At 72.9% G+C, this 23254-nt stretch carries 20 protein-coding genes and 1 tRNA gene; 16 read left to right on the forward strand and 5 right to left on the reverse strand.

Translation table 11 applies throughout. From position 1 onward, the window contains the following. The first annotated feature begins 134 nt into the window (after positions 1-134). The 5 genes from VR894_RS07050 (at position 135) to VR894_RS07070 (ending at position 6374) form a co-directional block, all read left to right on the forward strand. Entirely contained in the window at positions 135-1190 is a 1056-nt protein-coding gene (locus tag VR894_RS07050; protein ID WP_324650659.1) for a G5 domain-containing protein, read from the forward strand. A gap of 214 nt (positions 1191-1404) precedes the next feature. Then, positions 1405-2691, forward strand: a complete 1287-nt coding sequence (locus VR894_RS07055) for a transglycosylase family protein (RefSeq protein WP_324650660.1) — start codon at positions 1405-1407, stop codon at positions 2689-2691. Positions 2692-2727: 36 nt separating this feature from the next. Then, on the forward strand, positions 2728-3624 hold the full coding sequence (gene rsmA, locus VR894_RS07060; protein WP_324650661.1) for a 16S rRNA (adenine(1518)-N(6)/adenine(1519)-N(6))-dimethyltransferase RsmA: 897 nt from the start codon (positions 2728-2730) through the stop codon (positions 3622-3624). Beyond that, positions 3621-4541 carry a 4-(cytidine 5'-diphospho)-2-C-methyl-D-erythritol kinase gene (locus tag VR894_RS07065; RefSeq protein ID WP_324650662.1) on the forward strand — a complete coding sequence of 307 codons (921 nt, stop codon included), beginning with the start codon at positions 3621-3623 and terminating at the stop codon, positions 4539-4541. Before rsmA ends, VR894_RS07065 begins: the two co-directional genes overlap by 4 nt. A gap of 45 nt (positions 4542-4586) precedes the next feature. After that, positions 4587-6374: an ABC-F family ATP-binding cassette domain-containing protein gene (locus VR894_RS07070; protein ID WP_324650663.1), complete on the forward strand. Its 1788-nt coding sequence runs from the start codon at positions 4587-4589 to the stop codon at positions 6372-6374. A gap of 52 nt (positions 6375-6426) precedes the next feature. Here VR894_RS07070 and VR894_RS07075 read toward each other — a convergent pair whose 3' ends face one another. From VR894_RS07075 to VR894_RS07090, 4 genes are all read right to left on the reverse strand, one after another. Continuing rightward, positions 6427-6942, reverse strand: a complete 516-nt coding sequence (locus VR894_RS07075; RefSeq protein ID WP_324650665.1) for a MarR family winged helix-turn-helix transcriptional regulator — start codon at positions 6940-6942, stop codon at positions 6427-6429. A 62-nt stretch (positions 6943-7004) separates the two neighbouring features. After that, positions 7005-8225, reverse strand: coding sequence for an ABC transporter permease (locus VR894_RS07080; RefSeq protein WP_324650666.1), 1221 nt, complete (start codon positions 8223-8225; stop codon positions 7005-7007). Beyond that, the gene (locus VR894_RS07085) at positions 8222-9148 is read right to left on the reverse strand and encodes an ABC transporter ATP-binding protein (RefSeq protein ID WP_324650667.1); all 927 of its coding nucleotides are present in this window, start codon (positions 9146-9148) and stop codon (positions 8222-8224) included. The genes VR894_RS07080 and VR894_RS07085 overlap by 4 nt, the downstream gene beginning before the upstream one ends. Positions 9149-9219: 71 nt before the next feature. Then, positions 9220-9828 (reverse strand): TetR/AcrR family transcriptional regulator, encoded by a 609-nt coding sequence (locus VR894_RS07090; RefSeq protein WP_324650760.1) that lies wholly within the window; start codon positions 9826-9828, stop codon positions 9220-9222. A gap of 119 nt (positions 9829-9947) precedes the next feature. Here VR894_RS07090 and VR894_RS07095 point away from each other — a divergent pair. From VR894_RS07095 to pth, 6 genes are all read left to right on the forward strand, one after another. Further along, positions 9948-10019, forward strand: a tRNA-Gln gene (locus VR894_RS07095). 169 nt (positions 10020-10188) lie between these two features. Then, positions 10189-11739 (forward strand): bifunctional UDP-N-acetylglucosamine diphosphorylase/glucosamine-1-phosphate N-acetyltransferase GlmU, encoded by a 1551-nt coding sequence (gene glmU, locus VR894_RS07100; RefSeq protein ID WP_416380823.1) that lies wholly within the window; start codon positions 10189-10191, stop codon positions 11737-11739. Further along, positions 11736-12716: a ribose-phosphate diphosphokinase gene (locus VR894_RS07105; RefSeq protein WP_324650670.1), complete on the forward strand. Its 981-nt coding sequence runs from the start codon at positions 11736-11738 to the stop codon at positions 12714-12716. The genes glmU and VR894_RS07105 overlap by 4 nt, the downstream gene beginning before the upstream one ends. A gap of 254 nt (positions 12717-12970) precedes the next feature. Continuing rightward, the gene (locus VR894_RS07110; RefSeq protein ID WP_324650671.1) at positions 12971-13879 is read left to right on the forward strand and encodes a type IV toxin-antitoxin system AbiEi family antitoxin; all 909 of its coding nucleotides are present in this window, start codon (positions 12971-12973) and stop codon (positions 13877-13879) included. Between the two features lie 337 nt (positions 13880-14216). Continuing rightward, positions 14217-14843 (forward strand): 50S ribosomal protein L25/general stress protein Ctc, encoded by a 627-nt coding sequence (locus VR894_RS07115; protein WP_324650672.1) that lies wholly within the window; start codon positions 14217-14219, stop codon positions 14841-14843. Between the two features lie 68 nt (positions 14844-14911). Next, complete coding sequence (pth, locus tag VR894_RS07120) at positions 14912-15505, forward strand: aminoacyl-tRNA hydrolase (protein ID WP_324650673.1); 594 nt, start codon at positions 14912-14914, stop codon at positions 15503-15505. Positions 15506-15508: 3 nt separating this feature from the next. Here pth and VR894_RS07125 read toward each other — a convergent pair whose 3' ends face one another. After that, positions 15509-16129 carry an L-threonylcarbamoyladenylate synthase gene (locus VR894_RS07125; RefSeq protein WP_324650674.1) on the reverse strand — a complete coding sequence of 207 codons (621 nt, stop codon included), beginning with the start codon at positions 16127-16129 and terminating at the stop codon, positions 15509-15511. 167 nt (positions 16130-16296) lie between these two features. Here VR894_RS07125 and mfd point away from each other — a divergent pair, with 167 nt between their 5' ends. The 5 genes from mfd (at position 16297) to eno (ending at position 23164) form a co-directional block, all read left to right on the forward strand. Then, positions 16297-19881, forward strand: coding sequence for a transcription-repair coupling factor (mfd, locus tag VR894_RS07130; protein ID WP_324650676.1), 3585 nt, complete (start codon positions 16297-16299; stop codon positions 19879-19881). A 506-nt stretch (positions 19882-20387) separates the two neighbouring features. Continuing rightward, positions 20388-20546 carry a hypothetical protein gene (locus VR894_RS07135; RefSeq protein ID WP_324650678.1) on the forward strand — a complete coding sequence of 53 codons (159 nt, stop codon included), beginning with the start codon at positions 20388-20390 and terminating at the stop codon, positions 20544-20546. 81 nt (positions 20547-20627) lie between these two features. Then, on the forward strand, positions 20628-21164 hold the full coding sequence (locus VR894_RS07140) for a hypothetical protein (protein ID WP_324650679.1): 537 nt from the start codon (positions 20628-20630) through the stop codon (positions 21162-21164). After that, a complete protein-coding gene (locus VR894_RS07145) occupies positions 21161-21811 on the forward strand; it encodes a MazG family protein (protein ID WP_324650680.1) in 651 nt (216 codons plus the stop codon). The genes VR894_RS07140 and VR894_RS07145 overlap by 4 nt, the downstream gene beginning before the upstream one ends. A 78-nt stretch (positions 21812-21889) precedes the next feature. Next, positions 21890-23164, forward strand: coding sequence for a phosphopyruvate hydratase (gene eno, locus VR894_RS07150; RefSeq protein WP_324650681.1), 1275 nt, complete (start codon positions 21890-21892; stop codon positions 23162-23164). The last annotated feature ends 90 nt before the right edge of the window (positions 23165-23254 follow it).

A 23254-nucleotide genomic window follows, 5' to 3' on the forward strand; every position in this document is an offset into this window, starting at 1 on the left:
CGCCCCGGAACGCGTCACCGGGCGCCGCCACCTTCCCCGCAAGGTCACGAATCGGTTACGGTCTACCGCAGGTCAGTCACCGCCCGACCCGGCGACGCCGGTCCGGGTGCCCTCCCTCCAGACAGGACCCTGCTGTGCCCGAACCCCTCCGACGCGCGCGCCACCGCGACGTGGCCGAGCGCCCTCGCACTCTCCGCACGGTCGCCAGGCGTGGTGTCCACACCCTCGTGCTCGCCGTCATCGCGGGCGGCACCGTCGCCTTCGCCGGCGTCGCCGGACCGGATGCGACGCCGCAGGTCGCCGCGGACACCGCCGCGACGAGCGACGTGGTGGCGATCGACCGCGCCGAGGCCGGCCTCATCGCCTCCCGCTTCGAGTCCCGTGCGCCCGTCCCCGGTGCCGCCGTCGAGCTCGTCGTCGACGGCGAGGCCCGCGAGCTCACCACCGGGGCCGCGTCCGTGGCCGAGCTGCTCACGGAGGCCGGTGTCCTCGTCGACCAGGACGACGTCGTCTCCACCCCGATGACGGCCCCCGTCGTCGCGGGGATGACGGTGGAGGTCGCCACGGTCGACACGATCGACAAGCACGTCACCGAGACCGACGAGCACGCGACCGTGGAGGAGGAGGACGACTCCCTGCCCCGTGGCGAACGTCGTGTCGTCACCGAGGGCGTCGACGGCGTCACGGCCACCACCTTCCGCATCACCACGAGCGGCGGTGAGGAGACGGCCCGCGAGGTCGTCGCCCGAGCCGTCGTCAGCGAGCGGGTCGACGAGGTCGTGCGCGTGGGCACCGCCGAGCCGGTCGCCCCGCCGCCGGCACCGAGCAGCCCGAGCCCGTCCGGACCCTCGAGCACCGCTCCCGCCGCGCCCGCCGCACCGGCGCCGACGGGGAACCCCAAGGCCATCGCCGCCGACATGGTGGCCGCCCGCGGATGGGGCAGTGACCAGTTCAGCTGCCTCGACGTGCTGTGGGAGCGCGAGTCCAACTGGAACCCGACGGCGCAGAACCCCAGCTCGGGCGCCTACGGCATCCCGCAGTCGCTGCCCGGGTCGAAGATGGCCTCGGTGGCCTCCGACTGGCGGACCAACCCCGCCACCCAGATCACCTGGGGGCTGAACTACATCAGCGGCCGCTACGGCACGCCCTGCGGTGCGCTGGCCCACAGCAACGCCGTCAACTGGTACTGAGCCGCTAGCTAGCACGCCGTGAGTGACCTCACGTAGACCGACATGTAACGATTGAATTACAGTCGCATACGGACCTGCCAGGTCCCGTGTCGCCGCAGGTGACGCATCCAGCCGGATCAGACCCCTCCCTCGGCCCCAGCGGGTCGTGTCCGGGCCGGCCGCCCTCGCGGGCAGCCGGCTCGTCTGTACCGGGACGCGCAACCCAAGGAAGCCCGTGCTCTCTCACGACACCGTGCTCGACCAGAACGACACCCCCATCTCCGACGCGACGCCCCGCCGTCGCCGCCGCGTCCTCGTGGCCTCGCTGGCGACCGCCGCCCTCGCGGTCGGCGGTGGCGTCGCCGTGGCGTCCGCCCACAAGACCGTCGAGCTCGACATCGACGGCGTCGAGCAGTCCGTCTCGACCTTCGCCGGCTCCGTCGAGGGCGTGCTCGACGAGCACGGTGTGCGCATCGGTGAGCACGACGCCGTCGGCCCCGACGTCGACGCCGCGCTCGACGACGGCATGCTCGTCGTCGTCCGCAGCGCCCGTCAGATCCGGGTCGACGTCGACGGTGAGCAGCGCGCGATGTGGACGACCGCCCCCACCACGGGCGAGGCGATCCAGTCCTTCGGCGAGGCCGGCCGGCAGATCACCGTGGCCGCCTCCCGGTCCCGTGACGGCAGCCGGCAGGCGCTGGACATGCCGCTCGTCGACGGCGCGCCCGTCGACGTCGTCGTCGACGGGGAGACCCGGCGCGTCACGCCCGACGGCGAGGCGCACCTCCAGGACGTCCTCGACCTCGCCGGGGTCACGCTCGGGAAGCTCGACGACGTCGTCGTCGGCAGCGCGGCGGGTGGCGTCGTCGAGGTGAGCGTCACCCGCGGCGCCCATGACCTGCGCACCGGCGCCGAGACCGTGCCCTACGAGACCACCGAGCGCGAGGACGACTCCCTGTACGTCGGGGAGCGTCGCGTCGTGCAGGAGGGCGTCGAGGGTGAGCGCGTGCGCGCCACGCTCCTCGTCCTCGCCGGCGGGCAGGAGACCGATCGGGACGAGCTCGACTACGTGACCGTCACCGAGCCCGTCCCCGAGATCGTCGCAGTCGGCACCAAGCCGCGGCCCGCACCGCGTCCCGCAGCCCCGGCAGCGCCCGCAGCGCCCGCGCCGAGCAGCCCGTCGACCCCCTCCAGCAGCTCCGGCGGATCGTCGAGCGGCTCGAGCAGCTCCGGCGGTTCCGCGAGCTCCAGTGGCTCCAGCTCCTCCGGCGGCGCCGTCTCCGGTGGGGTGTGGGCCGCGCTCGCCCAGTGCGAGTCCGGTGGGAACCCCACGATCGTCAGCGCCAACGGCCTCTACCACGGGCTGTACCAGTTCTCGGTCGGGACGTGGCAGTCGGTGGGCGGCAGCGGGCTTCCCTCGCAGGCCTCCCCGGCCGAGCAGACCCAGCGCGCGCAGGCCCTCCAGGCCCGCTCCGGCTGGGGCCAGTGGCCCGCCTGCTCCGCCAAGCTCGGCCTGCGCTGAGCGGCTGACCGCGGTCCGGCGGCTAGGCTCGTCGCCGTGAGCCCCGAACCCGCAGCGCCGCCTGCCGACCCGCTCCTCGGCCCGGCGGACATCCGCACCCTCGCGGGGGCCCTCGGGATCAGGCCGACCAAGACCCTGGGCCAGAACTTCGTCATCGACCCCGGCACCGTGCGCAAGATCGTGCGGACCGCCGGGGTCGAGGCGCACGACGTCGTCGTCGAGGTCGGACCGGGCCTGGGGTCCCTCACCCTGGCGCTCCTCGAGACCGGTGCGCGCGTCGTCGCCATCGAGATCGACCCCGTCCTCGCGGCCGCACTGCCGCGCACGGTGGCCGCGCGCCTGCCCGAGGCCGCCGAGCGGCTGCTCGTCGTCGGCGCCGACGCCATGGACGTCACCGAGCTCCCGGCCTTCCCCGGCGAGGGCCCGGCCGAGCCGGACGCCCTCGTGGCGAACCTGCCCTACAACGTCGCCGTGCCGGTGCTCCTCACGCTCCTCGAGCGGCTGCCCACCCTGCGCCGCGGCCTCGTCATGGTGCAGGCCGAGGTCGCCGACCGGCTCGCGGCGCCGCCCGGCTCCCGCACCTACGGCGTCCCGTCCGCCAAGGCCGCCTGGTACGCGACGGCGCACCGGTCCGCCACCATCGGGCGCACCGTGTTCTGGCCGGTCCCCAACGTCGACTCCGCGCTCGTGCGCCTCGAGCGGCACGACCCGCCCTCCACGGTCGCGAGCAGGCAGGAGGTCTTCGCCGTCGTCGACGCCGCGTTCAGCCAGCGGCGCAAGACGCTGCGCTCGGCCCTCGCCGGCTGGGCGGGTTCCGCCGAGCGCGCGGGTGCCGCCGTCACCGCCGCCGGGCTCGACCCCACGCTGCGCGGGGAGCGGCTCGGGATCGTCGACTTCGCGCGCATCGCCGAGCACCGCCCGGAGGACGCATGAGCACCGCACCCGTCGCCGTCCGCGCCCCCGGCAAGATCAACCTCGCGCTGCGGGTGGGCGCGCCCGACGACGACGGGTACCACCCGCTCGCGACGGTCTTCCAGGCCGTGTCGCTCCACGAGGACCTCATCGCCGACCACGCGAGCGGGCTGAGCGTCACGGTTGAGGGGCGCGACGCCGACCGCGTCCCGACCGACGACTCGAACCTCGCGCTGCGTGCCGCGCGGCTCCTGCAGGAGCACACCGGGATCACCGACGGCGCGCACCTGCACATCGTCAAGCAGGTCCCGGTGGCCGGCGGCATGGGCGGCGGCTCTGCGGACGCCGCCGCTGCGCTGCTCGCCTGCGACCAGCTGTGGGACGCCGGGCTGTCCCGCGAGGAGCTCATCCTGCTGGGCCGCCGGCTCGGGGCCGACGTGCCGTTCGCACTCACCGGGCTCACCGCCGTCGGGTCCGGGCGCGGTGACGTCCTCACCTCCGCCATGGCCCAGGGCGGCTACCACTGGGTGCTCGCCGTCCAGGACGAGGGCCTGTCCACGCCCCGGGTCTTCGCCGCCTTCGACGACGCCGGCGGCACCCGCGCCGCGGAGCCCCACGTCGACGACGGGCTCATGGCCGCACTGCGCAGCGGGGACCCGCACGAGCTCGCGCGGCACCTCGTCAACGACCTCGAGGACGTCGCCGTCGACCTGCGCCCGGAGCTCGGGGACGTCCTCGCGGCAGCCGACCGTGCCGGCGCGCTGGCGGCCGTGCTCTCCGGGTCCGGGCCGACGGTCGCGGCCCTCGCCCTCGACGAGGAGCACGCCGAGTCCGTCGCCGCCGTCGTCCGCGAGGCCGAGGTCGCACGCGAGGTGCTCGTCGCCACCGGCCCCGTGCCCGGCGCGCGTGTCCTCGGCCACGTGCACGACGTCGCCTGACCCTCCCGGTCCGGGACGCGGGCCCGGCCCGCCTACCCTGGAGCCGTGGCACATCTTCTCGGGGCCGAGGCCCTGCACCTGGAGTACCCGACGCGCGTCGTCTTCGACTCCGTCAGCCTCGGCGTCAACGAGGGTGACCGCATCGGGATCGTCGGTCGGAACGGGGACGGCAAGTCCAGTCTCCTCGGCATGCTCGCCGGCCGCATCGAGCCCGACGGCGGACGGGTCACCTGGCGGGGCGGCGTGCGGGTGGGTGTGCTCGACCAGAGCGACACCCTCGACCCGGACCGGACGGTGGGGTGGACGGTCGTCGGTGACCGCGCCGACCACGAGTGGGCCGGCGACGCGCGCGTCCGCGACGTCATCGGGGGGCTGGTGCCCGACGTCCCGTGGGACGCGACCGTCGGCACGCTCAGCGGTGGGCAGCGCCGACGTGTCGCGCTCGCCGCGCTGCTCGTCGGTGAGTGGGACGTCGTCGCCCTCGACGAGCCGACCAACCATCTCGACGTCGAGGGCATCACCTGGCTCGCCGACCACCTCAGGCGGCGCTGGGCTCCCAGTGCCGGTGGTCTGCTCGTCATCACCCACGACCGCTGGTTCCTCGACGAGGTGGCGACGACGACGTGGGAGGTCCACGACCGCGTCGTCGACGCCTTCGAGGGCGGCTACGCGGCCTACGTGCTCCAGCGGGTGGAGCGCGACCGGCAGGCGGCGGCCGTCGAGGCCAAGCGGCAGAACCTCATGCGCAAGGAGCTGGCCTGGCTGCGGCGCGGGGCGCCGGCCCGCACGTCCAAGCCGAAGTTCCGGATCGAGGCGGCCAACGAGCTCATCGCCGACGTGCCGCCGCTGCGCGACCGGCTCGAGCTGTCGCGCCTCGCCACCGCGCGCCTCGGCAAGGACGTCATCGACCTGCTCGACGTGTCCGTCGCCTTCGGCGACCGCCAGGTCCTGCGCGACATCGAGTGGCGGATCGCCCCCGGGGAGCGCACCGGGATCCTCGGTGCCAACGGTGCGGGAAAGTCGACCCTCCTCGCGCTCATCGCCGGCACGCTGGAGCCGGACTCCGGCCGGGTCAAGCGCGGCAAGACCGTCCGCGTGGCCATGCTCGACCAGCAGTTCACCGACCTGCGGGAGATCTCCGGTGACCGCGTGCGGGAGGTGCTGGCCCGGACCAGGGCGAGCTACGTCGTCGACGGCAAGGAGCTGACGCCCGCGCAGCTGCTCGAACGGCTCGGCTTCGCCCGCGAGCACCTCTCGGCCCGGGTGGGGGAGCTGTCGGGCGGCCAGAAGCGCCGGCTCCAGCTGCTGCTCATCCTGCTCTCGGAGCCCAACGTCCTCATCCTCGACGAGCCGACCAACGACGTCGACACCGACATGCTCGCCGCGATGGAGGACCTGCTCGACTCGTGGCCGGGCACACTCGTCGTCGTGTCCCACGACCGCTACCTGCTCGAGCGGGTCACCGACCAGCAGTACGCCGTCATCGACGGGGGACTGCGCCACGTGCCCGGTGGGGTGGACGAGTACCTCGAGCTGCGGCGGCGCCAGCAGCAGCGCCAGGAGTCCGGCGGTCAGCAGGCGGCGCCCACCACGTCGGCGCCGGAGGCGGTCAGCGGTGCCGAGCTGCGTGCCACCCGCAAGGAGCTGTCCGCGACCGAGCGCAGGATGGAGAAGCTCTCCGCCCAGATCGCCGCGCTCCACGACCGGATGGCTGCCCACGACCCGAACGACTACGGCGGGCTCGCGGCCCTCGGTGAGGAGCTGCGGGGCCTGGAGAACCAGGTCACCGAGCTCGAGGAGCGGTGGCTGGAGCTGTCCGAGATCGCCGGCTGACTCAGCCCGGCCGTGACGTCGGCCAGGCCCGGCCCGCCCGTCGGTCCGGGCCTCAGCGGTCGAGCGGCAGGAGCAGCCGGCGCAGCAGGTCGGTGAGCTGCTCGGCCTCGGCCGGCTCCAGCTCGGCGAGGAGCCGCTGCTCGGTCTCCAGGAGGTCGGCCATGGCGGCGTCGACCTTCGCCTTGCCCAGCGGGGTGAGGCGGACGAGGACGACGCGCCGGTCGGTCGGGCCCCCGGCCCGGACGACGAGGCCGTGCGCCACCATCCGGTCGATGCGGTTGGTCATCGTCCCCGAGGACACGAGGGTCTCGTTGAGCAGGCGGCCGGCGGTGAGCTCGTAGGGCTCCCCGGCCCGGCGCAGCGCGGACAGCACGTCGAACTCCCAGCCCTCGAGCTCGTGGTCGGTGAACGCCCGTCGGCGGGCGAGGTCGAGGCGGCGGGAGAGCCGGGAGACCCGGGAGAAGACGTGCAGCGGCCGCGGGTCGAGGTCCGGTCGTTCCCGGCCCCAGGCCGCGACGATCCGGTCCACCTCGTCCTGACCCTCGAGGGCGCCGCTCACTGACACCATCCCCCGAGATTACTCGACATCGAGATAAATCGGGTCCGTGCGACGGGGGAGGGACGCCGTGCTCAGCCGCGGAGGGCCTCGGTGAGCTTCATCCGGCCACCGGTGTGGAGGACGCCGCGGCGGTACACGCGGGCCGAGACCCACACGAGCAGCGGGATGGTGGCCGCGGCGATCGCGATCGCCAGCAGCATCTCCCACGTCTCCACCCCGCCGTAGACGTCGCGCACGGGCATCATGAACGGGGAGAAGAACGGGATCTGCGAGAGCACCCGGACCACCGTGCTGTCGGGGTCGGCGGAGACCATGAACATCGCCAGGTAGTACGGGATGAACAGCAGGAACATGAGCGGGGTGGTGACCGCGCCGATCTCCTCCTGACGCGAGACGAGCGCCGCGAAGCCGCCGAAGAGCAGGGCGAAGACCGCGAAGCCGAGGAGGAACCACAGCAGCAGCAGGAGCATGGTCCACCCGAGGTCGATCTCCAGCCCCGCGAACAGGCCGGTGGCGGCCATCGTGGCGAACGCACCGCCACCCAGGATGACCACCTGGGCCAGGCCGACGATCCCGATCCCGAGGATCTTGCCGGCGAGCAGCTGCGAGGGGCGGATGGTCGCGAGCAGGATCTCCACGACGCGGGAGGTCTTCTCTTCCACGACGCCCATCGCGATGAGCGAGCCGCTGCCGATGAGGGCGAAGAGCAGCAGGGAGATCGCCAGGATGGAGACGAGGTACTGCGGGCCGAACTGGTCGGCCTCGTCGGGGGACACGTGCGTGACCTGCGGCACCGCCTGCGCGAGGGCCTCGTTGACGGCCTGCGGGTCGCCGCCGAGGTCGGAGATCTCGACCGCGAGCGCGTGCGCCTGCACCGCGCCGGTCACCAGGGCCAGCAGCTGCTGGTCGGCCTGCTCCTCGACGAGCATCTCCGGTCGTGTCGGGTCGCCGGCGAGGAAGGCGTCCAGGTCGTCGGCCAGCCGCGTCTCGGCGTCGGCGCGGGACAGCTCCTCGACGTCGACGCTCATGCCCTGTGCCGTCCCGGACGCCACCAGGAGCGGCTCGAGCTCGCTCACCGGGCTCTCGACCCCGACGGTGAAGTCCGCGGTGTCGTCGTCCCGGTTCATGAAGTAGTCCAGGACGATGACGCCGGCGACGATGACGACGAGCATCACCGCGAGCGAGATGAGGTTGGACTTCGTGAAGAAGCGGGCCTTGACCTCGCGGCGGGCGACGAGCGAGATCGCGGCGAGGGTCCCCATGCCGCCGGTGGGCCGGTGCTGCTTGCTCATGCTGCCTTCTCCTCGGCGGTCCCGTCCTCGCTCACGACGCCCCGGAACAGCTCCGTGAGGCTGGGCACCACGGGCGCGAACTCCCGCAGGGCCCCGGCGGCGGTGGCGGCCTGGAGGAACGGCTGCTCGACGCCGGGGGCGTGGCCGGTGAGCTCGACGACGACGGCGCGCCCGTCGTCCTGGAGCACCCGGGCACCCGGCACCACCCGGGCCCACCCCGGCGAGGCGCCGTCGACGACGGCGCGCCAGCGGGCGTTCGGCGTGCGCCGCAGCTCCTCCCTCGAGCCGAGCGCCACCATCTGCCCGGCGCGGACGATGCCGACGCGGTCGCAGAGCCGCTCGACGAGGTCGAGCTGGTGGGAGGAGAAGATGACGGGGACACCGGCGTCGGCGCGTTCACGGAGCACCGAGCTCATGACGTCGACGGCGACGGGGTCGAGCCCGGAGAACGGCTCGTCCAGGACGAGGATCTCCGGCTCGTGGACGAGCGCCGCCGCGAGCTGGACGCGCTGCTGGTTGCCCAGCGACAGCTTCTCGACGTCGTCGCCCCGGCGGGCGGCCACACCCAGCCGCTCGGTCCACTGCTCCATCGCTGTCGTCGCGGCGGCGGGCTCCATGCCGTGCAGGCGGGCGAGGTAGACGAGCTGCTCGCCGACCTTCATCTTCGGGTACAGGCCGCGTTCCTCCGGCATGTACCCGACGCGACGGCGCATGTCGAGGTCCAGCGGGCGCCCCTTCCACCGCACCTCGCCGGAGTCGGCGGACAGCACGCCGAGGGCGATGCGCATCGCCGTCGTCTTGCCGGCGCCGTTGGACCCGACGAACCCGAAGATCTCCCCGGCCTCGACGGCGAAGGTCAGGTCGGTGAGGGCGCGCAGCGAGCCGTACGCCTTGGAGAGATGGTCGAACTCGAGTTGCGCCATGGCCTCTTCCGTGCTTCTGCGGCAGTGTCCGCCGCGAGTCTAGGGCACACCCGAGGACCCGGGAGCCCGCCCTACTCCGGGGTGCGCGAGCCTGTGAGGTGAGGGCTCTTCTCCATCGCCGACAGCCCGTTCCACGCGAGGTTGACCAGGTGCGCGGCGACCGTCTCCCGGTCGGGCGTGCGCGCCTCGAGCCACCACTGGCCGGTGAGCGCGATCATCCCGACGAGCATCTGCGCGTAGATCGGCGCGGTGTCCGTCGGCAGCCCACGACGGCGGAACTGGTCGGCCAGCAGGTGCTCCACCTGGGTGGCCACGTCGCCGATGAGCGAGGAGAACGTCCCCGTGGCCTGTGCCACGGGGGAGTCACGCACGAGGATGCGGAAACCGTCGGTGTTGAGCTCGATGTACTCGAGCAGGGCCAGCGCCGTCCGCTCGACGATGCGCTTGGGGTGCCCGCCCGTCTCGAGCGCCCCGCTGAGGGCGGCGAGGAGCTGCTGCAGCTCCCTGTCCACGATGACCGCGTACATCCCCTCCTTGCCGCCGAAGTGCTCGTAGACCACCGGCTTGGAGACCTTCGCGCGCGAGGCGATCTCCTCCACGCTCGTGCCCTCGAAGCCCTTCGCGGCGAAGAGCTCACGGCTGACGGCCAGGAGCTGCTCCCGCCGCTGGCTGGCGGTCATCCGGGCGCGGGTCGTGCGAGATCGGTCACTGGCCACGCCCCCATCATGCCGTGCGAGGGGACGCGACCGGGGCGGCGGGCCTGGCAGACTGGACGCTGCCCGCGCCCGCGACGGCGCGGTCCGCCCTGGTGTAACGGCAGCACACAGGCCTTTGGTGCCTTGAGGTCCGGGTTCGAATCCTGGGGGCGGAGCCGCGGCTGGAGGCCCGCGCACGGCGGGCACCGCCCCACCGGGTCGGGGATAGAGTGGTGCCCGCACAGGCCCGGGGGTCGCCCGGAGCTGGACCCGACGAGGGAGCCGACACGCGTGAGTGCCCAACCAGCCGCCGTCATCGTCCTCGCCGCCGGTGAGGGCACCCGAATGAAGTCGCGGACCCCCAAGGTCCTCCACCGCATCGCCGGTCGCAGCCTGCTGGGCTTCGCGCTCCGTGCCGGTGCCGAGCTGGACCCCCGACGTCTCGCCGTCGTCGTCCGGCACGAGCGTGACGCCGTCGCCGCGCACGCCGAGGAGGAGCTGCCCGGGGTCCTCGTCGTCGACCAGGACGCCGTCCCCGGGACGGGCCGCGCCGTCCAGTGCGCGCTCGGCGTTCTCGACGCGAAGGAGCAGGCCGGGGCGGCGCTGCTGTCCGGGACCGCCCTGCCCAGCACCGGTGGCCACCTCGAGGGGCCGGTCGTCGTCACGGCCGGTGACGTCCCGCTGCTGGACTCCGCGACGCTGCGTCAGCTCGTCGAGGCGCACGAGAGTGACGGCAACGCCGTCACCCTGCTGACCACGCGCCTGCCCGACCCCTACGGCTACGGGCGCGTCGTGCGCGACGAGGGGGGCGACGTCGTCGGGGTCGTCGAGGAGCGTGACGCCACGGGCGAGCAGCGGGAGATCGACGAGATCAACGCCTCGGTGTACGTCTTCGACGCCGCTGTCCTGCGGGACGCGCTCGCCCGCGTCGACGACGCCAACGCCCAGGGCGAGGTCTACCTCACCGACGTCGTCGCGCTCGCGCACGGCGACGGCAAGCGCGTGCGGGCCCTCATGGTCGAGGACGAGTGGCTCGTCACCGGGGTCAACGACCGTGCCCAGCTCGCCGAGCTCGGGGCCGAGCTCAACCGGCGCATCGTCACCGAGTGGATGCGCGAGGGCGTCACCGTCGTCGACCCGGCGACCACGTGGATCGACGCCGACGTCCGCCTCGGCCGCGACGTCACCATCCACCCCGGCACCCAGCTGCACGGCGGCACGGCCGTCGACGACGGCGCGGAGATCGGTCCGGACACGACGCTGCGTGACGTCGTCGTCGGTCCCGAGGCCACCGTCGTCCGCACCCACGGCGTCGGCGCCCACGTCGGCGCCCGCGCGACCGTGGGCCCCTTCGCCTACCTGCGCCCGGACACGGTGCTCGGCGAGGGCGGCAAGATCGGGACCTTCGTCGAGACGAAGGACGCCCAGATCGGCGCCGGCTCCAAGATCCCGCACCTGTCCTACGTCGGTGACGCCGAGATCGGCGAGGGCACCAACATCGGCGCAGCCTCGGTCTTCGTCAACTACGACGGCGTGCGCAAGCACCGCTCGAAGGTCGGCAACGGGGCGCGCACCGGCTCGGACAACATGTTCGTCGCGCCGGTGACGGTCGGTGACGGCGCCTACACCGGCGCCGGGACCGTCCTGCTGCGCGACGTGCCCCCCGGCGCGCTCGCCGTCAACTCCATGACCCAGCGCAACATCGAGGGCTGGGTGCTGCGTCGTCGGCCCGGCACCCCGTCCGCCGAGGCCGCGCAGCAGGCCCTCGAGGGCGACGCCGAGCGCGAGCTCTCCCCACAGGCTCGGGCCGAGCTGGCCCGTGGTAACCACGGCGAGGCCGTCCCGCGGGACGGCGCAGCCCACACCGACACGACCGGGAGCAGCACCGAGCGATGACAGGCATCACCTCACGCGGCGAGAAGCGACTCGTCCTTGTGTCCGGACGGGCGCACCCGGCCCTGGCCAGCTCGGTGTCCGAGGAGCTCGGCACCGAGCTCGTCCCCACGACGGCCTACGACTTCGCCAACGGTGAGATCTACGTCCGCTTCGAGGAGAGCGTGCGCGGCTCGGACGCCTTCGTCCTGCAGTCGCACACCGCCCCGATCAACCAGTGGCTCGTGGAGCAGCTGCTCATGGTGGACGCCCTCAAGCGCGCCTCCGCCAAGCGCATCACGGTCATCGCGCCGTTCTACCCGTACGCCCGCCAGGACAAGAAGCACCGCGGACGTGAGCCGATCTCCGCCCGGTTCATCGCCGACATGTACAAGACCGCGGGCGCCGACCGGCTCATGTCGATCGACCTCCACGCCGCGCAGGTGCAGGGCTTCTTCGACGGCCCCGTCGACCACCTGTGGGCCATGCCCATCCTCACGGACTACGTTCGCAGCCGCGTCGACACGAGCAACGTCACCGTCGTCTCCCCGGACGCCGGCCGCATCCGCGTGGCCGAGAAGTGGGCGGAGAAGCTCGGCGGCGGACCGCTGGCCTTCGTCCACAAGACCAGGGACGTCTCCCGGCCGAACCAGTCGGTGGCGAACCGGGTGGTCGGCGAGGTCGAGGGCCGCACCTGCGTGCTCGTCGACGACCTCATCGACACCGGCGGCACGATCGCCGAGGCCGTCAAGGTGGTCAAGGCCGCCGGCGCGCGGGACGTCATCGTCGCGGCCACGCACGGCGTGCTCTCCGACCCGGCCGCGCAGCGCCTGAGCGAGTGCGGCGCGCGCGAGGTCGTCATCACCGACACGTTGCCGATCAGCGCCGAGAAGCGGTTCCCCACGCTCACCGTGCTCCCCATCGCACCACTCCTGGCGCGCGCCATCCGCGCGGTCTTCGACGACGGCTCGGTCACCAGCCTCTTCGACGGCAACGCCTGACCCCGGCGGGCGCCCGGCGAGCGGCGCGCACTGCTGAACCGTGCGCCCGCTGCTGAACCGTGCGCCCGGTGCTGAACCGTGCGCCCGGTATAGCGGGCGCACGGTGGCACAAGCGGGCGCACGGTCGGCTGCGGCCTGGGTCAGTAGCAGTGTGGGCGGCGCTGGTGCTCCCCAAGGGCTGGAAGCGGCCTGCCGTCCCCAGTTCCCGGGGTGACCGGGGACCCTGGGGACGGCGGAAGGGCAGGGTGGCGGCCATGACCCGGCAACTCCCGAAGCACCTCCTGTTCGCCGATCAGACCAGCACGGCGATCTTCCTTGACGGGCGTCACCCCTCGAAGGTCTCGGGCCTGCACCGCGTCCGACGTGGTACCTATCTCGATGTCGCCGAGTGGCAGGCTGCGACCGCGCAGAAGCGGTACGAGCTGCTCGTGCGCAGCACGGTTCCGCAGCTCAAGCGGCCGGCCCCGCTCGCGCACGAGTCCGCCGCGGTACTGCTCGGCATACCTCTGATCGGGTCGTGGCCGAGCCGTGTGCAGGTTCTTGAGAGGACCAGGACGGGCGGCCGCAGCAGTGCACTGGTGGTCCGGCGCGCCACTCGCTCCATGCCGCTCTTCGTCGAGGTCGACGGCATCCTCGTGACCTCACCGGCTCGAACCGCCGTCGACCTTGCGCGCACGAGGTCCTTCGCATCCGGCCTGGCGGCCGCTGACCACGTCCTCGCCTCCAGCCTTGCTACGCGGGAGGAGCTGGAGGTGGAGCTCGACAAGACCTCACGCAGCGGCGGGCACGGGCGGGCACGGCTCGTCGTGACACACGCGGATGCCAGGGCAGAGTCGGTCGGGGAGTCACTCAGTCGAGCGCGGATGATCGAGCTTGATCTGCCGCTCCCGGTGCTCCAGCAGGAGTTCTACGACGAGGACGGGTTCATCGGCCGCACCGACTTCTGGTGGCCGGAGCTCAAGCTGATCGGCGAGTTCGACGGCCGGGTCAAGTTCAGCCGCGAGCTCTCCCCGGGCGGCGACCCGCACGAGGCGCTCTGGCAGGAGAAGCAGCGCGAGGACCGGTTGCGTCGGTTGGGCAACGGGATGGTGCGCTGGACCTGGTCCCAGGCACTGAAGACGGACGAATTTGCGCGGCTGCTGGCCCGCGAGGGCGTTCGATGACGTGCAGAGGCACACCGGGCGCACGGACCGAGTGCAACCGTGCGCCCGGTGTTGCATCCGTGCGGGCTGTAAAGCGGGCGCACGGTTCCAGAGCGGGCGCACGGTACGACGGGCGCACGGTTCCAGAGCGGGCGCACGGTCCCCGGGCGGGCGCACGGTCCCCGGGCGGGCGCCCGGGCTCGCACCGGGCCTGCTGCGTCGGGTAGTATGGACAGGTTGCCTCGGCGAGGGAGACCGGACGACCGGCTCCGTGATCGACGCGGTGGCGCCCGCGGGTGCCTCGTGTCCTCCCGCGCCCAGGCGCTGCCGCCATACCGACGCCCAACAGGAGATCCCCGTGGCCGACAACCAGACCCTCACCGCAACGATCCGTACCGAGTTCGGCAAGGGCGCCGCCCGGCGCACCCGTCGCGCCAACCTCATCCCGGCCGTCCTCTACGGTCACGGCGCCGCCCCGCAGCACCTCGCGCTGCCCTCGCACGCGACCTTCCTCGCGCTGAAGGACAACCCCAACGCGCTCCTGACGCTCGACATCGAGGGCACGCAGCAGACCGCGCTGGCCAAGGACATCCAGCGCGACCCGGTCCGCCGCACCATCGACCACGTCGACCTCGTCATCGTCCGCGCCGGTGAGAAGGTCACCGTCGAGGTCCCGGTGCACATCGTCGGCGAGTCCGCGCCCGGCACGATCCACCAGCTCGAGCTGCAGTACCTCACGGTCACCGTCCCGGCCACCCGGATCCCCGAGGTCGTCGAGGTCTCGGTCGAGGGCCTGGAGGACGGCGACATCGTCCGCGTCTCGGACATCCCGCGTCCCGACGACGCGACGATCGACGACGACCCGGAGCACGACGTCGTCGTCATCTCCACCCCGCGTGCGACCGCGGACGACCTCGCGGCCGACGAGGCCTCGGCCGAGGCCGGCGCGGCAGCCGGTGTCGACTCCGAGGACACCGAGGACTGACGTCGACAGCCCACGCCGCGCCCGGTCAGCCCGGGCGCGGCGTGGGCTCACTCGTGCAGGGAGAGGACATGAGCGACACCTGGCTCGTCGTCGGGCTCGGCAACCCCGGCCCGAAGTACGCCGGCAACCGCCACAACGTCGGTCGCATGGTCGTCGACACCCTCGCCCGGCGGGCGGGCTCGACCCTCACGAGCCACAAGGCGCGGGCCCACGTCGCCGACGCGCGGCTCGGCGTCCTGCCCGGCGGCGCACCGGGACCGCGCGTGGTCCTCGCGATCCCGGGCACCTACATGAACCTGTCCGGTGAGCCGGTGAGCGCGCTGCTCCGCTTCTACGGGATCACCCCGGAGCGGCTGCTGGTCGTCCACGACGAGCTCGACCTCCCGCCCAGCACGCTGCGTCTCAAGCGCGGTGGAGGCGAGGGCGGGCACAACGGCCTGCGGTCGATCTCCGGCTCGGTCGGCTCCAAGGACTACGTCCGGCTGCGGGTGGGGATCGGGCGCCCGCCCGGACGCATGGACGCGGCGGACTACGTGCTGCGTGACTTCGCGACGGCGGAGCGCCCCGAGGTCCTCGTCACGCTGGAGGAGGCGGCCGACGCCGTCGAGGACGTCGTCACCAACGGGCTGGAGAAGGCGCAGCTGAGGCTGCACACCGCCTGAGCGCTACGTGAAGCGCGACGTGTCGCCGGCCCCGGCCCGTACGACCTCCGGCGCCCCGGACGTGAGGTCGACGACGGTCGTCGGGTCGACCGAGCTCACCGGCGCCTCGACGACGACGTCGACGAGCTGGCCGATCTCCTCGTTGACGACCCAGCCCTCGGACATCGGCTCCTCGGTGCCGGGCAGCGTGAGCGTCGACGTGAGCATCGGCTCGTCGAGCTCGGCGAGGAGCGCGAGCGCTACACGGTGGTCCGGCACCCGCACCCCCACGGTGAGCTTGCGCGGGTGCAGCATCATCCGCGGGACCTCCTTGGTGGCCTTGACGATGAACGTGTAGGGCCCCGGCGTCAGCGACTTGACCAGCCGGAACGTGGAGTTGTCGAGGATGACGAACGCCCCGGCCTGGGCGAGCGTCGCGCACATGAGGGTGAAGTGGTGCTTGTCGTCCAGGCGGCGGATGGTGCGGATCCGGTCCAGTGCCTGCTTGCTGCCCATGCGGGCACCGAGCGCGTAGCCGGAGTCCGTGGGGTAGGCGATGAGGCCTCCGTCGCGGAGCACGTCGGCGACCTGTGCCAGCCGCCGGGGCTGCGGGTCCTGCGGGTGAAGCTCGACGTATCGCGCCATGGACCCAGTGTGCCGCAGGACGTGGCGCCCGTCACCGCTGGGCACCTGCGCTCTCGGCGGAACGCCCGCTCCTCGCGCTGCCGTGACGGCGCGCGGTCGTAGAATCGATGGTTGCCCGCCCCTTCGCAGGACGCGGGACCGTCGTGCTGCCCACCTGCCGAGGACCCATGCGACTCACCGGACTCATCCCCCCGCTCCTCGCGGACCCCGCCTTCGCCCAGGCGGTCGCCGCGGCCGAGCACGGCGGCGAACGGGCGGTGAGCATCCCGCTGGGAGTGCGTGCCGCCCTCGTCTCGGCGATCACGGGCGACGACGACGGCGCGAGCCGGCCCGTCGTCGTGGTCACCGCGACGGGCCGCGAGGCCGACGACGCCGCCGCGGCGCTGCGCAACTTCCTCGACGACGACGACGTCGCCGTCCTCCCGGCGTGGGAGACCCTCCCGCACGAGCGGCTCTCCCCGCGCAGCGACACCGTCGCCCGGCGCATCGCCGTCTTCCGGCGACTCGCCCACCCCGGTGTGGGGCGCTCCGGCCCGATCCGTGTCCTCGTCATGCCGGTGCGTGCCCTGCTGCAGCCGGTGATCACGGGACTGGGCGAGCTCGAGCCCGTCGAGCTTGCGGTGGGTCAGGAGCGCGACCTCGAGGACGTCGCGGCCGGGCTGAGCGCCGCGGCCTACTCGCGCGTCGACATGGTCGAGTCCCGCGGGCAGTACGCCGTCCGCGGCGGGATCCTCGACGTGTTCCCGCCGGCCGAGGACCACCCGATGCGCATCGAGTTCTGGGGGGACACGGTCGAGGAGATCCGCTGGTTCTCCGTCGCGGACCAGCGCAGCCTCGACGTCGCCGACCGCGGCCTGTGGGCGCCGCCGGCCCGTGAGCTCCTCCTCACCGACGCCGTCCGCGCCCGGGCCAAGGCCCTGATCGCGCAGATGCCGGGCGCCACCGACATGCTCGAGCGGCTGAGCGAGGGCATCGCCGTCGAGGGCATGGAGTCCCTCGCCCCGCTGCTCGTCGACGGCATGGAGCCGGTCCTCGGGCTCGTGCCTGACGACGCCCTCGTGCTCATGTCCGAGCCCGAGCGCATCCGGCGTCGCGCGCACGACCTCGTCGCCACCACCGAGGAGTTCCTCGCCGCGGCCTGGGCGTCCGCCGCCTCCGGCGGCACGACCCCGCTCCAGCTGCGGGAGGCCTCCTTCACCACCCTCGAGGACACGCGCGAGCTCGCGCGGGCACGGGGCCTGGCCTGGTGGGACCTCACGAGCCTGTCCGCCGAGGTCCCCGACGAGGAGGCCGCCGACGACGACGCAGCCGAGACGTCCGCCGTCGGCGCCCGCGACGTCGAGCCCTACCGCGGCGACCTGCCGCGCGCCCTCGCGGACCTGCGCGCACTGACCCACGACGGCTGGCGCCTGCTGGTCACCACCCAGGGCCCGGGACCGGCCCGGCGCATGGTCGAGCAGCTCGCCGACGCCGACGTCCCCGCCCGCCAGGTCGAGGACGTCGTCGACGAGCCGCCCAGCGCCGTCGTGCTCGTGACGACGGCGGCCGTCCCGCGCGGGTTCGTCGCCCCCGACCTCAGGCTCGCCGTCGTCACCGAGTCCGACCTCACCGGCCGGGCCGGCACCTCGACCCGCGACATGCGCAAGATGCCCTCGCGGCGGCGCGGCGTCGTCGACCCGCTCGCGCTGCGGCCGGGCGACTACGTGGTGCACGAGCAGCACGGGGTGGGCCGCTTCATCGAGCTCGTCCAGCGCACGGTCGGCCGCGGCAAGGACGCGACGACCCGCGAGTACCTCGTCATCGAGTACGCCTCCTCCAAGCGCGGCCAGCCCGGCGACCGGCTCTTCGTCCCGACCGACTCGCTGGACCAGGTGACGAAGTACTCGGGCGGCGAGGCGCCCTCCGTCAACAAGATGGGCGGGAGCGACTGGGCCAAGACCAAGAGCCGCGCCCGCAAGGCCGTCCGGGAGATCGCCGCCGAGCTCATCCGGCTCTACGCCGCCCGGGTCTCGACCAAGGGCCACGCCTTCGGGTCCGACACCCCGTGGCAGCGTGAGCTCGAGGACGCCTTCCCGTACGTGGAGACCCCGGACCAGCTCGTCACCATCGACGAGGTCAAGGCGGACATGGAGCGCGAGATGCCCATGGACCGCCTCCTGTCCGGTGACGTCGGGTACGGCAAGACGGAGATCGCCGTCCGCGCCGCCTTCAAGGCCGTCCAGGACGGCAAGCAGGTCGCCGTGCTCGTCCCGACGACGCTGCTCGTCCAGCAGCACTTCGACACCTTCTCCGAGCGGTACGCCGGGTTCCCGGTGCAGGTGCGGGCCCTGTCCCGGTTCCAGACGGACGCCGAGGCCACCGAGGTCCGTGACGGCCTGCGGGACGGCACGGTCGACGTCGTCATCGGCACCCACCGCCTGCTCACCGGCGAGGTGCGGTTCAAGGACCTCGGGCTCGTCATCGTCGACGAGGAGCAGCGCTTCGGCGTCGAGCACAAGGAGACGCTCAAGCAGCTGCGCACGAACGTCGACGTCCTGGCGATGAGCGCGACGCCGATCCCGCGCACCCTGGAGATGGCGATCACCGGCATCCGGGAGATGTCGACCCTCGCGACCCCGCCGGAGGAGCGGCACCCGATCCTCACCTACGTCGGTCCCTACGAGGACAAGCAGGTGGCCGCGGCCATCCGCCGGGAGCTGCTGCGCGAGGGACAGGTCTTCTTCGTGCACAACCGGGTCTCCTCCATCCAGCGTGCCGCCTCCCGGATCTCCGAGCTGGTCCCCGAGGCGCGGGTGGCCGTCGCGCACGGACAGATGGGGGAGCACCAGCTCGAGCGGGTCATCCAGGACTTCTGGAACAAGGAGTTCGACGTGCTCGTGTGCACGACGATCGTGGAGACCGGCCTGGACATCTCCAACGCCAACACCCTCATCGTCGACCGTGCCGACGCCTTCGGCCTGTCGCAGCTCCACCAGCTGCGCGGGCGCGTGGGCCGGGGCCGCGAGCGGGCGTACTCCTACTTCCTCTACCCGCCGGAGAAGCCGCTCACCGAGACCGCGCACGACCGCCTCGCCACGATCGCGTCCCACACCGAGCTCGGGTCGGGCATCCGGGTGGCGATGAAGGACCTCGAGATCCGGGGTGCCGGCAACCTGCTGGGCGGCGAGCAGTCCGGGCACATCGCCGGTGTCGGCTTCGACCTGTACGTGCGGATGGTCTCCGACGCCGTCGCGGAGTTCCGCGGGGAGAAGGAGCAGGAGAAGGCGGACGTCAAGATCGAGCTGCCGGTCGACGCCCACATCCCCCACGAGTACATCGAGCACGAGCGGCTGCGGCTGGAGGCCTACGCGAAGATCTCCGCCGCCGAGGACGACGCCGCGATCGACGCCGTCCGCTCCGAGCTCACCGACCGGTACGGTCCGGTGCCCGAGCAGGTGGAACGGCTCTTCGCGGTGGCCGCCCTCCGGACGCGCGCCCGGGCCGTGGGCCTCACCGACGTCACCGCGCAGGGCCGGTACGTGCGCTTCGCGCCCGTCGACCTGCCCGAGTCCGCCCAGCTGCGCCTCAAGCGGCTCTACCCGGGCACGGTGCTCAAGCCGGCGATCCGCACGGTCCTCGTGCCGTTCCCGACGACGGCGAAGGTCGGCGGGAGGCCGCTGAACGACGCCGCCCTCCTCGGGTGGGCCGGTGACCTCATCGCCGCCGTCCTCACGGGCTCGGTCGCCGTCGCCGCCGAGGTGGCGACGAGCTGAGGACCCTCCTGCTTGTCCACAGATTTTGTGCACAGCCCTGTGGGTAAGTGGAGAACGTGCACGTGGGTCTGTGGAGCGAACTGTTGACGAACGTGCGGTGAACGGTCGGTGCCCTCAGCCCCTTGCGCCGGGGGGACGGCGCGGACTACACATGGGCCATCGATCTCCCCGACCGCCCTGCAGTCGGACGCCGGGGAGGACGATGCGGTCGGGACAACGGCGGCACCGGGAGGACTCCCGGCTCGCGCAGGACGTCGCGAGGCTGCACGGACTTGACCGCCGGCTCCCGGGCCGGCCCGCCCCACCGGGCCAGGCGGACCACGTCCTGCGCCGCCGAGCACCGGGACCGCAAGGCCCCTCGGATCCATAGTCCGAGGGGCCTTTGCCGTGGCATCCTCGCGCGGCCCCGGGAGGGCGCCACGCAGGCGCGCCGAGGCCCCGACGGCGTGGCAGCCGGGGGGATGTCAGTGGTCGGCGCGATAGTGGGACGGACGGAAGGAGACACCATGAGCACCGCACTCGCCGAACGACCCCGCACCGCGCCCGAGGTGGCCGACGTCGACCGTGACGGCATCGAGGTCTTCTGCCCCGACGCCGAGAGCTGGAGCCGTACCCGCAACCTCTTCTGCGAGAGCTGTGGGGCCACCGACCACGACCTCCGCTAGTGCCGAGCGGTGCACCGGCTCCCGTACGATGGTCCGGGCCGGTGCGCCGCCGGCGGTGACCAGGGAGGTAACACGGTGACAATGACGAGGCTGAGCCGCGGCATCGCCGCAGCAGCCGTGCTGGCCGGGTTCGCGCTGGCTGGGTGCGGAGCGCAGCCAGGAGCCGCTGCCGTCGTCGACGGTGAGCGGATCACCGAGAGCGAGCTGGCGCGTGCGGTCGAGGACTTCGCCGCCGTCACCGGGCAGCAGGTGGAGGCCGCGATGATGCTCGGCACGCTCGTCGTGGCGCCCTCGCTCATCGAGGTGGGCGCCGAGTACGGCGTCGGGGCCTCCGACGACGAGGCTGCCGCGCTCCTCGACCGTCAGGCCGAGATGGCCGGTCTGCCCGTCCCCGAGGGCGGGTACGGCGAGGGCGTCCTCCGGGTGGCCAAGATGACGATCGTCAACCAGGGGCTGTCCGCGTCCCCCGACGGCGCCCGCGCCGCCGAGGAGATCAACGAGCAGATCTCGCAGATCGACGTCGAGGTGAGCCCGCGCTACGGGGAGTTCGACCCCAGCGGGCAGATCGTCCAGGAGCCGCTGCCCTGGATCGCGTCCGAGCAGGTTCCCGTCCAGTGACGCAGCGCCGTGACGGCCAGGCGCTGAGCGCCGTCGTCGCGGCGATGGACCGGCTGCGCTCGCCCGGAGGCTGCCCCTGGGACGCCGAGCAGACCCACCGCTCGCTGGCTCCCTACGCGATCGAGGAGGCCTACGAGCTCGCGGAGGCGGCCGAGGCCGACGACCGTGACGCCCTGCGGGGCGAGCTCGGTGACCTGCTGCTCCAGGTCGTCTTCCACGCACGGGTCGCGGAGGAGCACACCGAGGACCCCTTCTCCCTCGACGACGTCGCGCAGGTGCTCCTCGACAAGCTCGTCCGGCGTCACCCGCACGTCTTCGCGGACGCCGCCGACGTGCGCACGGCCGCTGACGTCGAGGACGCCTGGCACGAGATCAAGAAGCGTGAGCGGGTCGGTGAGGACGTGCTCGCCGGGATACCCCTCGCGCTGCCGGCGCTGGCGCGGGCGCAGAAGGTCGCCCGTCGGCTGCGCCGCGAGGGCCTCGACGGTGACGCGCTGCTCGCCGTCGCCGACGAGGACTCCGAGGCGCTGGTCGGCCGGGAGCTCATGCGGCTCGTGCTGCGTGCCGAGGCCGCCGGGGTCGACGCCGAAGCAGCGCTGCGCGGGCACGTGCGCACCCTCGCCGGGCGCCGGGAGGGTCCCACCTGACGGAGGTCCCGATGCCGTGTCACGCAGCGCGACTATCGTGGACGTCGACAACACAGTCGTCGAATGAAGGAGACATCCGTGGCCAGCATCGAGGCCGTAGGAGCACGCGAGATTCTCGACTCGCGTGGGAACCCCACCGTGGAGGTCGAGGTCGCGCTCGACGACGGCACCGTCGCCCGCGCAGAGGTCCCCTCGGGCGCGTCGACGGGCGCCTTCGAGGCAGTCGAGCGTCGTGACGGCGACAAGGGCCGCTACCTCGGCAAGGGCGTGCAGGACGCGGTGAACGCCGTCGTCGACACCATCGCCCCCGAGGTCCTGGGCCTGGAGGCCAGCGAGCAGCGGATCATCGACCAGACGCTCCTCGACCTGGACGGCACCCCGAACAAGGGCAAGCTGGGCGCCAACGCCATCCTCGGCGTCTCCCTCGCGGTGGCCCGCGCCGCCGCCGAGAGCGCCGGCCTGTCCCTGTTCCGCTACGTCGGTGGCCCGAACGCGCACGTGCTGCCCGTCCCGATGATGAACATCCTCAACGGTGGGTCGCACGCGGACTCCAACGTCGACATCCAGGAGTTCATGGTCGCCCCGGTCGGCGCGGCGTCCTTCCGCGAGGCACTGCGCTGGGGCGCGGAGACCTACCACTCGCTGAAGTCGGTGCTCAAGAGCCGCGGCCTGGCCACCGGGCTCGGCGACGAGGGCGGCTTCGCGCCCAACCTGGAGAGCAACCGCGCCGCTCTGGACCTCATCCTCGAGGCGATCGAGAAGGCGGGCTACAAGCCCGGCGAGGACATCGCCCTGGCCCTGGACGTCGCCGCCACGGAGTTCTTCTCCGACGGCGCCTACCAGTTCGAGGGGCGGGCCACGACCCCCGACGAGATGGTCGCCTACTACGGCCAGCTCGTGAACGACTACCCGCTGGTGTCCATCGAGGACCCGCTGAGCGAGGACGAGTGGGACAGCTGGGCCCAGCTGACCTCCGCCGTCGGAGCGAGCACGCAGATCGTCGGGGACGACCTCTTCGTCACCAACCCCGAGCGGCTGGCCAAGGGCATCGAGCTCAGGTCCGCCAACTCGCTGCTCGTCAAGCTCAACCAGATCGGCACCCTCACCGAGACGCTCGACGCCGTGTCGCTCGCCCAGCGCAACGGCTTCACCGCGATGGTCTCCCACCGCTCCGGTGAGACGGAGGACACCACGATCGCCGACCTGTCGGTCGCGGTGAACGCCGGCCAGATCAAGACCGGCGCGCCCGCCCGCGGCGAGCGTGTCAACAAGTACAACCAGCTCCTGCGCATCGAGGAGGAGCTCGACGACGCCGGCGTCTACGCCGGTCGTTCGGCCTTCCCCCGCGCCTGATGTCACGTCGACCGGCCCGGCACCCGCTCAGGGGGCCGGGCCGGTCTGCGTCCGGCGACGCGGCGACGGCGCGAGCGGCCGTCGCTCCAC

Origin of the sequence: Georgenia sp. H159 (assembly GCF_035607575.1) — a bacterium.
In the GTDB taxonomy this organism is placed as follows: domain Bacteria; phylum Actinomycetota; class Actinomycetes; order Actinomycetales; family Actinomycetaceae; genus Oceanitalea.